Here is a 12,449-nt window from a genome sequence, read left to right as displayed (position 1 = left end):
AAATCGTTAGGAGGTGTGCAGTGACCGAGCCGGTTCTTTCCCTGAGGGGCATATCCAAGCGCTATGGACCGCTCCAGGTTCTGAAAAATGTGGACCTGGACGTCTATCCCGGCGAAGTGGTGGCGCTTCTGGGCGAAAACGGCGCCGGCAAGTCGACGCTATCGGGTATCATTGCCGGATCACGCACACCATCCGAGGGCACGATGACATGGCTGGGGCAGCCTTATGCCCCAGCCGCTCCGCGCGAAGCGATCGACAAGGGTGTCGTGCTGATCCATCAGGAACTAGAGCTCCTGCCGCATCTTTCCATCGCTGAAAATGTCTTCATCGGTCGATGGCCGATGAAGAATGGCGTCGTGGACCGTACCCAGATGGTCCGCCGAGCCCAGGAACAGCTCGCACGGCTGAACCTGCACATTTCCGCGACCCGAAAGGTCGCTGGTCTTTCAACAGCCAACCAACAGCTCATCGAGATCGCCAAGGCGCTGGCGCTCAATGCGAAACTCCTGATCCTCGACGAGCCGACGGCAGCCCTTGGCGGGGCAGAGACGGAAGCCTTGTTTGAGCAGGTCCGCAAACTTCGCTCCGAGGGCGTGGGCATCATCTACATCTCCCACCGGATGGAGGAGATCAAGCAGATCACCGACCGCATCGTCGTGCTTCGCGACGGAGAGCGTGTCCATGAATTTGCCGATAGCTCGACGCCGGTGCGAACGATCGTCGAAAGCATGGTCGGCCGCTCGCTTGATCGGATGTTTCCGACCCTTCCCGAGCCGACCGGAAGACCTGTGCTTGAGGTATCCGGCCTGACGTCGCCGGACGATTCCTTCCGGGATGTGAGTTTCGACGTTCATGCCGGCGAGATCCTCGGCATTGCCGGCCTCGTCGGTGCTGGCCGGACTGAACTCGTGCGGGCGATTTCCGGTGCCGATCCAATCAGCGCCGGCTCTATCCGGCTGGAAGGTGAGGCGCTGAAGCTGCGCAGCCCTGCGGATGCGATCGCCAACGGCATCGTGATGGTTCCGGAAGATCGCAAGGACCAGGGGCTCGTCGTTGCACACAAGATCAGTGAAAACATCATCTACGCCAATCTCGACAAGCTTGGCGGGCGCTGGCTCACCTCGCGCGTGAAGCGTGGTTTCGCCGAAAAGGCGGTGGTGAAATTCGGCGTCAAGGGTCGTGCGGAACAGCTTGCTTCCGATCTCTCGGGCGGCAACCAGCAAAAGGTCGTCATCGCCAAATGGCTGATGCGCGATCCCAAGGTCGTGGTGCTGGACGAGCCAACGCGCGGCATCGATGTCGGTGCCCGCGCCGGCATCTACGACATCATCGTCAACCTCGCCAAACAGGGCGTCGCGGTCATCGTCGTGAGCTCCGATCTCGAGGAGGTTCTCGGCGTATCGAACCGCATTCTCGTGCTGGCGCAGGGCAAACAGGCAGGCATTCTCAAGCGTGACGAGGCGAATGACGTCTCGGTCATGGAATTGGCGACAATCTAGGAAAAGACAGAAAGGAAGAGCGGTGTCCGACATCTCTCTGAACGCACCGAAGCTATTTGATCTCGGCGGCCAGGTCGCCATCGTGACGGGCGCCGGCAGCGGCATCGGGCAGAGGATCGCCATCGGTCTTGCCCAGTGCGGTGCCGACGTGGCTCTTCTCGATCGCCGCACCGATGACGGCCTTGCCACCACAGCCGGCCATATCCGGGCTGCCGGCCGCCGCTCGATCGAAATCGCTGCAGATGTCACCAGCAAATCATCGCTTGCCGAAGCCATCGCCCGGACAGAAGCCGATCTCGGCGCTCTCTCACTTGCCGTCAATGCGGCCGGCATTGCCAACGCCAATCCCGCCGAGGAAATGGAAGAGGACCAGTACCAGACGCTGATGGACATCAACCTGAAGGGCGTCTTCTTGTCCTGCCAGGCCGAAGCGCGCGCCATGCTGAAAAACGGCCGCGGCTCCATTGTCAACATCGCCTCCATGTCCGGCGTCATCGTCAATCGGGGTCTAAGCCAGGCGCATTACAACGCCTCCAAGGCGGGTGTGATCCATATGTCCAAGTCGCTGGCAATGGAGTGGGTCGGGCGCGGCATCCGCGTCAATACGATCTCGCCGGGCTATACCGCAACGCCGATGAATACCCGGCCGGAGATGGTGCATCAGACCAAGCTCTTCGAAGAGCAAACACCGATGCAGCGCATGGCCGGTGTCGACGAGATGGTTGGTCCGGCCGTCTTCCTGCTTTCGAACGCCGCAAGCTTCGTGACGGGCGTCGATCTGCTCGTCGATGGCGGCTTCTGCTGCTGGTGATCTCATGCGCAAGCTGATTGCAGGCAACTGGAAAATGAACGGTCTCATCTCCTCCCAAGCTGAGATCGAGGCGCTGAGGGGATTAACGGGCGAGGCGACGTGCGACATCGTCGTCTGCCCGCCCTTCACGCTGATCGACCGGGCAGTGGAGCGGGCCAAGGATTCGAACCTGGTCATCGGCGCACAGGATTGTCACGCGCAGCAGTCAGGCGCCCATACCGGCGACGTCTCTGCCGAAATGCTTGCCGATATCGGCGCGCGTTATGTGATCCTCGGACATTCCGAGCGCCGCGTGTCTTATGGTGAAGATGATGAAATCGTCCACGCGAAGGCGGTTGCCGCTCATCGGGCGGGCCTGATCGCGATCGTCTGTGTCGGTGAAACGCGACATGAGCGTGATGAAGGACGGGCGATCGAGGTGGTTGGCGAGCAACTGGCAGAATCCATCCCCGAGGGAGCGACAGGCGCAAATCTCATCATCGCCTATGAGCCCGTATGGGCGATAGGAACAGGATTGGTGCCAACCAACAAACAGATCGAGGAGGTCCATGCTGCAATCCGGCATATGCTCGAAGAGTGGCTGGGCGATGACGGCCATTCCGTCAAGATCCTCTATGGCGGCTCGGTCAAGGCATCCAATGCCGCGGCCATATTCGGGCTTCGCAATGTGGACGGAGCGCTGGTTGGTGGCGCTTCGCTGAAGGCATCGGAATTTGCCGGGATTATTTCTGCAGCCTTTTGAAGTCTGCGTGATGAGGCAAGTGTCGTCGGTTTGCAGATCGGCACCCCTGAAAGGAAAAGAGAATGCAACGCTTCGAAAACAAGACCGTCGTCATTACCGGCGCAAGCCGTGGCATCGGTGCGGCGATTGCCAAACGTTTTGCGCGCGAGGGTGCCCATCTCGTGGTCTCCGCCAACGAGGAGAGCGTGCATGCCGTTGCCGAGCAGATCAAGGCCGATGGCGGAGAGGCGATCTCCTTCGTAGGCGACGTCACCGACAAGGCAAGCGTCAAGGCTCTTTACGATGCAGCCGAACAGGCCTTCGGCGACGTTGATATCTCCATCCAGAATGCCGGCGTCATCACCATTGCCCGCATCGAGGACATGACCGAGGGCGAGTGGGACAAGGTCATGGCCGTCAACACCAAGGGCGTGTTCCTCTGCGCCCAGGAAGCGATCGCCCGCATGCGCAAACATGGCCGCGGCGGCCGGATCATCAACACCGCCTCCGGTCAGGCGCGCGACGGCTTCATCTATACGCCGCATTATGCTGCCTCCAAGATGGGCGTCGTCGGCATCACACAGAGCCTTGCCAAAGAAGTTGCGACCGATGGCATCACCGTCAACGCCTTCTGCCCCGGCATCATCGAAACCGACATGTGGGCCTACAACGACCAGGCATGGGGCAAGCTGCTCGGCAATTTCGGCCCCGGAGAACTTATGAAGGAATGGGTCGAGGGCATCCCGATGAAGCGCGCAGGATCGGGCGAAGATGTTGCCGGCCTCGTGACTTTCCTTGCCAGCGACGATGCTGCCTACATCACCGGCCAGACCATCAATGTCGATGGCGGCCTGATCATGTCCTAGCTCTGTTCGACAAAGGGGAACGGTGCTTTCACCTCGGTGCGGCGAACCCCGCAGGGTGATCGACATCCGACCTCTTGCAGAACAAGGCCTTCATCATCTATCTAAGTCATGTTCTCAGGGCGGGGTGCAATTCCCCACCGGCGGTATCGAGGCAACTCGGAGCCCGCGAGCGCCTTCGTGGAAGCGAAGGGTCAGCAGATCCGGTGAGAGGCCGGAGCCGACGGTCATAGTCCGGATGAAAGAGAGCAACGCAGGGGACGCCGCTCGGCACGCGGCGTTTCATATGCTTGTTCGCCCAAGGGAAAATGGTGGCTTTTGACAGGCCATGAATGCCGCTCACGCGGCTAACCCTTGAAAGGCAGAGAAATGGCAATTTCCAAAATCGAAGATGCGATCGCCGCGATTGCGCGGGGCGAGATCGTGGTTGTCGTTGACGATCGCGATCGTGAAAACGAGGGCGATCTCATCATCGCATCCGAAGCGATTACGCCGCAGGCGATCGCCTTCATGATGAATTATGCCCGCGGCCTGATCTGCGTGGCGATGGAAGGCGAGCGGCTGGACGACCTGCAGATCCCGCAGATGGTCCCCAACAATACCGAACTTCTGAAGACGGCTTTTACCGTGTCGGTTGACTATATTCCTGAAACGACGACCGGTATTTCGGCCGCCGACCGCGCCGCGACGGTTCGGGCGCTGATCGGCGAGAACTCCCGCCCCGAGGATTTTGCCCGGCCTGGCCATATCTTCCCATTGCGTGCGCAACCGAACGGCGTGCTTGCCCGTCCAGGCCACACCGAGGCGGCTGTCGACCTCGCAAGGCTTGCCGGCCTGTCGCCGTCGGGTGTCATCTGCGAAGTGGCCAATGATGATGGCACGATGGCGCGCCTGCCGGAGCTTGAGCGGTTTGCCGAGCGACACGGCCTCCATCTCATCACAATCGAGGACCTCATTGCTTATCGGGGCGTGAGCGCGCCTGTTAAGGCGGCCTGATCGACCTAGCTGTTGGCTCTCCGCCGAACATCGCTTGGTCCTGTTCAGTGGAACTTGTCGTTAGAAGCGACGCGGAAACCCTATACCACAACCAACAACTGTCACGAGGGCGTCTTCGGCGCTGCCAAACCATATAGAGCATCCGGCGTCTCGACGACCTTTATTCCTGTAAAACAAGCTTAAGGACCGGATTTAAGCCTCGAGAAACGCTGGTTTTTCCCAGATTCTTAGGAAGTATGTCCCGGATCAAACTGGCCCTAGCGCCGGATCCGATTTGGCGAGATAAATTACAAGCAAATTACATCCTGACTCACCGACCCCCGATTTCAAGTTCGAAACGGCGTTCGTTCGAGCGTTCGCGCTGAAGCTCTGATCAAAAGGATCAATCTTTGATCCTGATTGGGGGCACTTAATTTTCGGCTTGGAATGGCGCGGCAACGGGCTTGGTGTGCCTGAGAACGCCTCTGCGGATGGGCCGCCCGGAAGGGAGAGAACTTTTGAACCTGAGGGCGGTCTGTCGTGAACAGCTATCCATCGCTTAACCACGATTAGACAGTGAATTTGGGCTACTCTCGAAAATCCCTGAATCGGACGCGCAGACATTGGGACTGTGCTGCAGCCGTCACTCCGCCGCAACCTCATTCATAACAGAGATGATTTCGCGATATCCGGGATCGTTTTCGAACTCCAGAACCTCCGAAGCCAATCGTCCGAAGACCACGGTCAGCGATTTTCTTCCGCGCGGCATCGGGCGTGACAAGATCGTGCGGAGGACGTCCTTCACTGCCACAGTCCAGCGCCCGTGATCGCGATACAGCGTCAACCCATTGTCATCGTTTCCAGATCTGGTTCGGTTCCAAGACGGTTCACGGCGCCCAACGTTTCAGTGAAGTGGATCGCTGCTTGCAGCGGAAGCCCGTCGAGCCAGGTAACCGGTCATCCTCACCGGATAGCGGGCGGGCGGCACCCTTGTTGTACTTAAATTCGCCGTATCCACCGCGACGATCCGAGCGGTAGGTTGTCGCAAACCGGCCGTTAGGGTTGCGTTCACCGGTCCTACAAATGGGCTTGCAAAATATGCAACCATTGAACTATCACTATTCAGCCATGATACTTATGGGGGTGATATTTGTGGCGCTAGTTGCAACTTTTCTGAGGCCACTCAATTGCTGGTGGCTATTGCGTCTGATCCGGGCTCCGCGAAGCTCGCCGTTGACCACCACGTTTGTCGTTTTTGCGGCATTGCTGGCCTCTTTGGCATTCGCATCGACATCTCACGCAGAAGCACTTGACACTACCGCCTCGGACAAAGCTTTATATGCTCACGTTTCGCGGTATCCGCTTCATCGCGGCTATATGTATTGCCTAGTGGCAATAGAATATTCAGGCGACTATCAAGGTCGATTCTGCCCCGGAAACCGTCTGCTGATAGGTCGGGCGCAGAAGGCCCTAAACCAGCCTATTCTCGATCTTCACGACGACGCAGAACTTCGGCGAATCCTTCTTGCCATTTCCAGGTTTGCGAAGGAGGGTCGAGATGCTCAGCCTGAGCAGGGAGCGCAAACTCCGGTGGCCTCTTCATCTCGCGACCAAATAACCAAGTATTACAAGAAAGAGCCTGCGGAACAACCGTTTCTGTACTGTTATGCCGACATTTTGTATTTTGCTGATGTTGGAAGTGCCTACTGTCGCTACACGATAGCGAAGTTTAATTTGCTGTTATTCGAGGAAAGCGAGCCATTGTTGCCTGATCACGATCCGGCGGTTCTTTTCTCAATGCTGAAATCCATTCTTTTGAGGGAGAAGCCGTAATGGGAATCCAAGAAGTTCTGGGAAAGCTTAATTTTGTGAACGCAACTGGTGGAGAGCCAGATCGCATCAAACAGATAATAGCTGAGTTATACACAGTCTCCGATACAGCGCGGGGTGTTTTTGATCTTCTTGCCGCTAGCCCAAAAATACTCACATTCGAGCACGAGTTTCAAACTAAGGCGAAGCCCGGTGAATTTTGGGTTAAATACAACCCAACCTCCGTGGATGGAAAATGCCTTATCGGTAGCGACGGAACCATAGCCACTTATTCCTTCGAGCAAGCTATAATGCATGAGATTCTCCACGCGGTCGTTGGTGTCGACGACGGCGAGAAGGATGGCATCCCTCCTAATCTCCTGACAGGAAAGTATGACTATGTAGGTGACACAGTCCGAGACGAGCAGCTCATTGTTGCCGAGATGGGAGGGCCTCATTACGTTGATCGCGCATCATATCATTCGACGCTTTACGACTGGCAGGTCGAGTCGCTCGACGTTGCGGTTGGGGAAAGTCTAACAGACGGCGAGCCGGTCAAATTGGTCCTTGTTGATGATCTTGGAGCGAAACTTCACGGCGACGCAATTGACACAAGAGATTTATCTGACCCAGTTTTATTAGTTGGTCTCGAAGGTAATGACTTAATCCGCGCTGGTGCCGGGAACGATTATCTATACGGAGGCGTGGGCAGTGACACAATATTCGGCGGCGACGGTGATGACTGGGTCGCGGGCAATGCAGATTTCGATAAGCTGTTTGGCGAGGCCGGAAACGACTATGTTGTAGGGGGCAAAGGCGATGACATCCTGATCGGTGGCACAGGCAATGTGAACCAGTTAGACATCTCCACGCTTCATTCCGAGTGGTATGATGGCGAGCGGGATTTTCTCAACGGTGGGGAGGGGTTCGATACCTTTTACATGTTTGCTACAGAGGGCTTCTACGGCTCAGTCACCAGCAATAAGGCTACTTGGAATGCATTGCAAAAGTCCGATTGGATTGATGGGTCTGATCACGACTATATTGCCAACATTCAAATTACCCAGGACCATGAACAGACCCCCGAAAGTTGGACACCCAACTTCGGGGGTTTTGCATGTCCAAATACAGCAGCGCATTCAAGCAAGAAGTCATTGAGTATTACGGTTGTGGTGAGCGTAGCTACCGGGAGGTAGGTCTGCGCTTCGGGCTTGATTATTCGATGGTGCGGCGGTGGGTCGCCAGCCACGCGGAGCATGGCTTGGCGGGCTTGGCACGTAAACATAGTCACTATGATGCGCAGTTCAGACTATCGGTCCTCGAACGTATGTGGAAAGATGGTCTGTCCCGTCGACAGGCGGCCGCGCTTTTCGACATTCGCAACGCCGGTAGCCTCTCAGTCTGGGAGAGGCAATATGAGCGCGGTGGGCTTGAGGCCCTTGTCCCGCGCCGGAGAGGCAAACCGCGATCGATGCCCGAGCCCCCTACCACGGACACCAGCACGGATGGAGCGCAGGATGACGCTGCCAAGAGCCGCGAGGAATTGCTGGCGGAACTGGCCTATCTGCGCATGGAGAACGCCTACCTAAAAAAACTGGAGGCCTTAACGCAGGCGCGTCACGCGCCGAACGGACGCAAGCCGTCCAGGCGTTAAGGCCGCAGCATCCGCTCGACGGGCTGCTGGCGCTTTCGGGCCTGGCGCGCAGCACGTTCTATTATAGGCAGAAGGTGCTCTCCTCCGGCGACCGACATGCGGCCCTGAAGGTGACGATCCGATCGATCTTCGATGAACACAAGGGACGCTACGGCTATCGTCGGGTGACGGCGGCGATCCGTGGCCGCGGAGAGGCGGTCAACCACAAGACTGTCCAGCGGCTGATGGTCGAGATGAGGCTGAAGTCCCTGGTTCGGCCGAAGAAGTACCGCTCTTACAGGGGCCAGGCCGGGCACGTCGCGCCAGATCTCATCCAACGACAGTTCGCTGCCAGGCGCATGAACGAGAAGTGGGCAACCGATGTCACCGAGTTCAATGTCGCCGGCGAGAAGCTCTTCCTGTCGCCGGTCATGGACCTCCACAATGGCGAGATCATCGCGTATGAGATGGCGAGGCGGCCGATCTTCAAGCTGGTCAGGGACATGCTCAACAAGGCATTGACCAAGCTCGATGACGATGACAGGCCGATCCTGCATTCCGATCAGGGATGGCAATATCAGATGCCAGAGTGGAGCCGTATGCTCCAACAAGGCAATGTCGCCCAAAGCATGTCACGCAAGGGCAATTGCCTCGACAATGCCGCCATGGAGAGCTTCTTTGCCACGCTCAAGTCCGAGTTCTTCCATCCCAATCAGTTCGACAGCATCGACAATCTGCGAGACGGAATCGACGAATACATCCGCTACTACAACAACGATCGCATCAGGATGAAACTCAAAGGGCTGAGCCCTGTGAAATACAGGACCCAGCCCTCAAATCATCCCAGCCTATGAACCGTCCAACTTTATGGGGTCAGTTCACCACGTATGGGGCGATTTTGCGCTCACTAGTGAAATGGTTGCTGCTGCTCTTAGCGGCTATAACGGCAACCCCTACCTTCTCGGGTCGGCCACCTTCAATACCGGGGACGGAGGGTTTCAGACCGACGTCCTAGGCAAGATGATAGACGGTTTCTTTGTGGTCTACACCGAAGTAGTGGATGCAAAGAAAATTCTAACGGTTATTCACAACTTCGCGGAGCCAGAAGAACAGCTGATCGCCGAGCGGTTTTCATCTGATAATTCCGAACTGTGGCAGTTAACTCAACGATCCACCGACGGCGATGTTCTGCTTGTGTAAGCGGACACTATAACTTCGGTGAACTGAAAAACCTCAGTCGGCTTCGTCCGACTGAGGTTAGGCTGCCAGGCGCTTCTGCATCGCTTCCAGCGGCCATTGCGATAGCACCTCAATTCACGGCTAGCGCATCTTGAGGGAGCCATCGGTCGTAAGGACGTCTGCTTACTGTTCGGCGTTCCGGAAATCGATGGCGTGCTGCCTAGAGATGGTCTCGCGTTCGGGGCTCTCCATGAATTTGCGGGCGGTGGCACCGATACGGTCAACGGCGCTGCTGCCGCGGTAATCCGTACGCACGTTGCGATTATGTGCTTTTAGTTCCTAATAATCTGGTCTTTGCCCCGTTCCTACAATCCCATGACGTAACAGGAATCTCAGTTCCATAATTCAGCTTATGCCGCAAATTGCTTGCAAAGGGTGGGTTCAAGGATGAAGTGCGACTTGCGAATGATACCAATGGGTTATCACTCGCAAGGAAGATGCAATGAAACGGACCTACTCCCATATTGATCTGGATGAACGACGCAAGATCGCCCGGTGGCGAATGACTGGCCTGAGCGTTGAGAGTATTGCCGAGAAGCTCGGCCGGCATCGTTCGACGATCTTTCGGGAGATCAAACGCAACACGTTTATCGACAACGATGTTCCGGATCTCAACGGCTACTACTGCGTCACAGCGCATGATATCGCTTGTGACCGGCGTACGAAGCTGCGGAAGCTGGCGCGCTTCTCTGACGTCAGACAATCTGTCATCGACCGGATCGTACACGGCTGGTCGCCACAGCAGATTGCAGGACGCATGCGCCTGGAACGCCATCCGATCTCTGTCAGCCACGAGACGATCTACAAGTTCGCATATTCGCCCGACGGGCACGCCATCAAGCTGTGGCGGCACCTACCGGAGCATCGTGCGCGACGCCGACCACGACATGCCAGACGCAAGCATGGTCAACGGTTTAGCCCGGAACTCAACATCTTGCGGCGCCCCGATGTCGTTGCCGAGCGCAAGCAGTTTGGGCATTGGGAATGCGACCTGATCCAGTTTCGGAAAAAGTTCGGCAAGGCCAATGTGACGTCGCTGGTCGAACGAGTCAGCCGCTTCGCGATCTTCCTGCGCAACAATGACCGTCAGTCCCGTCCTGTCATGGACGGCCTTGTTCAAGCACTGCAGGCCCTGCCCCACCTTGCTCGCCGTTCCATCACCTTCGACCGGGGGACGGAGTTCACTGACTGGCCGTATCTGCAAGCCAGCATCGGCGCCCAAACCTGGTTTTGTGATCCGCAATCGCCCTGGCAAAAAGGCACCGTCGAGAACACCAATGGCCGGGTCCGGAAATGGCTTTCGAGAGAGGTCGATCCACTGTCCGTGACCGACGCCGACCTGATCGACGTCTGCAATCGGCTCAATGATACGCCACGCAAATGTCTTGGCTATCGAACGCCCGCAGAGGTCTTCCGCAAGAAACTGCTCGCCCAGATGCGGTATGCAGGTTAGCTTGACCAAGCCCGCAAGTCGCGGTTCAGCATGAACTCACAAAGCAATATGTTTCAACAATTTCAATGATTTACACTTAGCGGAGTAGACAGGCGCAGACGCGGCTGGGGTCCGATATGCCCCATCTTCGGAATCAAGAGGCTACTCCCCCGCGCGAAGCCAAGTTTTTCAGAAACAACAAGAGCCAGGCCGTACGAATCCCGGAACGACCTGTTCATCGCCGCCCACGCCTCTGCCCTCGGAGCAGTTCTGGTGACGGCCAACATCAGCGAGTTCGCGCGTATTGGCGCTTTGCAGGTCGAAAACTGGCTGGTTTGAACGGGCCAAAGCTATCGATGGAAGTCATGAACTGCCGGTAGGTTGGGACCGGCCAATCAGTCCCCCACCCCCGTTGGAATCGCTAATCCTGATTGGCAACCATCGGCAGACTGCCTTCGCTCGCAAGGCGCGTTTCGGTCTGCCGGGCTGCGGAGACGAGGCGCCGCCTTGCACGGATGGCGTGCCATTGCTGATCGATCAGGACACCGATGAGAATGACGCCGCCCATGACGGCGAAATTCAACGACGAGGGGATCCCAAGCAGATTCACAAGATTCTGCAGCTCCTGGAGCAGGACCGTGCCCAGCACGACGCCGACGATCGATCCCTCGCCACCGCGGAGAGAAAAGCCGCCGAGGACGGCAGCGGCAATCGCGTAGAGTTCATAGAACTGGCCATGGCTCGCCGGCGAGATCGAGCGCGTATACATGGCGAAATAGACCGCCGAAAGCGCCGTAAGCAGTCCGCAGATAACATAGGCTGACATGATCATGCGGCCGGTATGGATCCCCGAATAGCGGGCCGCCTCCTCGTTCTTCCCGATCGCGTAGAGATAACGCCCGAAGACAGAGCGATGCAGCATGATCCACATGACCACGGTAATGATGACGAGTGTGATGAAGGTGTTGGGGACGCCGTAGAGCCGTCCGGCGGTCAGGAATTCGAGGTCTGGGAAATTTTGGCCAAACGCAAAGCCCGCCGTCCCGTCGGCCGTATAGAACCGCGCCGCCCCCCGATAAATCAGCAGGCCGCAGAGCGTGACGACAAAGGGCTGCAGGTTGAGCCGGGTGATCAACCAGCCATGGACGGCACCGATTACCGCGCCGAGCACGAGAATGAGCGGCAGAGCCAGCAGCCACGACATCTCCTGGACCGCGACGAAATCGACGAACAGCACGCCGAGAAGTGCTACGAGCGAGCCCACGGAAAGCTCGATACCGCCGGTGATGATGACAAAGGCCTGGCCGATCGACAGGATTCCGAACAGACCGATCAGGTTGGCGGTGTTGGCCAGGTTGATCGGCAGCAGGAAACGCGGATTGATGATGGCGACGACGATGCCGACGACGACGATCAAAAGCAGCAGTCCAAGATCTTTTTTGATCATTCGAGACCCATCCCCGAGAC

At 57.4% G+C, this 12,449-nt stretch carries 11 protein-coding genes, 2 pseudogenes and 1 riboswitch; of the genes and pseudogenes, 12 read left to right on the top strand and 1 reads right to left on the bottom strand.

Features of this window, described 5'->3' with window-relative positions; translation table 11 throughout:
• The first annotated feature begins 20 nt into the window (after nucleotides 1–20).
• The 12 genes and pseudogenes from NE852_RS27030 to NE852_RS26970 all read left to right on the top strand — a co-directional run.
• Entirely contained in the window at nucleotides 21–1,499 is a 1,479-nt protein-coding gene (locus NE852_RS27030) for a sugar ABC transporter ATP-binding protein (protein ID WP_258156858.1), read from the top strand.
• Between the two features lie 22 nt (nucleotides 1,500–1,521).
• Nucleotides 1,522–2,310, top strand: a complete 789-nt coding sequence (locus NE852_RS27025) for an SDR family oxidoreductase (RefSeq protein WP_258156857.1) — start codon at nucleotides 1,522–1,524, stop codon at nucleotides 2,308–2,310.
• 4 nt (nucleotides 2,311–2,314) lie between these two features.
• Complete coding sequence (tpiA, locus tag NE852_RS27020) at nucleotides 2,315–3,052, top strand: triose-phosphate isomerase (RefSeq protein ID WP_037172407.1); 738 nt, start codon at nucleotides 2,315–2,317, stop codon at nucleotides 3,050–3,052.
• A gap of 62 nt (nucleotides 3,053–3,114) precedes the next feature.
• Nucleotides 3,115–3,897, top strand: coding sequence for an SDR family NAD(P)-dependent oxidoreductase (locus NE852_RS27015; protein WP_008529737.1), 783 nt, complete (start codon nucleotides 3,115–3,117; stop codon nucleotides 3,895–3,897).
• A 106-nt stretch (nucleotides 3,898–4,003) separates the two neighbouring features.
• A riboswitch (FMN riboswitch) is annotated at nucleotides 4,004–4,148 on the top strand.
• A gap of 115 nt (nucleotides 4,149–4,263) precedes the next feature.
• Entirely contained in the window at nucleotides 4,264–4,890 is a 627-nt protein-coding gene (gene ribB / locus NE852_RS27010) for a 3,4-dihydroxy-2-butanone-4-phosphate synthase (protein WP_008529736.1), read from the top strand.
• 1,212 nt (nucleotides 4,891–6,102) lie between these two features.
• The gene (locus NE852_RS27005; RefSeq protein WP_128623570.1) at nucleotides 6,103–6,702 is read left to right on the top strand and encodes a hypothetical protein; all 600 of its coding nucleotides are present in this window, start codon (nucleotides 6,103–6,105) and stop codon (nucleotides 6,700–6,702) included.
• Entirely contained in the window at nucleotides 6,702–7,874 is a 1,173-nt protein-coding gene (locus NE852_RS27000) for a calcium-binding protein (RefSeq protein WP_258156856.1), read from the top strand. The genes NE852_RS27005 and NE852_RS27000 overlap by 1 nt, the downstream gene beginning before the upstream one ends.
• Nucleotides 7,796–9,165 (top strand): IS3 family transposase gene (locus NE852_RS26995; RefSeq protein WP_128623698.1). Its coding sequence is split into 2 segments (ribosomal slippage): nucleotides 7,796–8,276 and nucleotides 8,276–9,165, totalling 1,371 coding nucleotides; the frame shifts between segments, so codons are not numbered across the junction. Before NE852_RS27000 ends, NE852_RS26995 begins: the two co-directional genes overlap by 79 nt.
• 13 nt (nucleotides 9,166–9,178) lie before the next feature.
• Complete coding sequence (locus tag NE852_RS26990; RefSeq protein ID WP_258156855.1) at nucleotides 9,179–9,511, top strand: hypothetical protein; 333 nt, start codon at nucleotides 9,179–9,181, stop codon at nucleotides 9,509–9,511.
• 481 nt (nucleotides 9,512–9,992) lie between these two features.
• Complete coding sequence (locus NE852_RS26980; protein ID WP_008536882.1) at nucleotides 9,993–11,003, top strand: IS30 family transposase; 1,011 nt, start codon at nucleotides 9,993–9,995, stop codon at nucleotides 11,001–11,003.
• 116 nt (nucleotides 11,004–11,119) lie between these two features.
• Nucleotides 11,120–11,206: pseudogene (locus NE852_RS26975) on the top strand (AbrB/MazE/SpoVT family DNA-binding domain-containing protein); the annotation flags it as partial.
• A 1-nt stretch (nucleotide 11,207) separates the two neighbouring features.
• A pseudogene (locus NE852_RS26970) lies at nucleotides 11,208–11,321 on the top strand (VapC toxin family PIN domain ribonuclease); the annotation flags it as partial.
• Nucleotides 11,322–11,403: 82 nt separating this feature from the next.
• On the opposite strand, the gene NE852_RS26965 reads toward NE852_RS26970, so the two are convergent.
• Nucleotides 11,404–12,429, bottom strand: coding sequence for an ABC transporter permease (locus NE852_RS26965; protein ID WP_008536461.1), 1,026 nt, complete (start codon nucleotides 12,427–12,429; stop codon nucleotides 11,404–11,406).
• Nucleotides 12,430–12,449: the final 20 nt, after the last annotated feature.

The sequence above is a fragment of the Rhizobium sp. Pop5 genome, from assembly GCF_024721175.1.
GTDB lineage: Bacteria > Pseudomonadota > Alphaproteobacteria > Rhizobiales > Rhizobiaceae > Rhizobium.
Note: the sequence above shows the minus strand (reverse complement) of the source record. Positions and strands in the feature narration are given on the sequence as shown.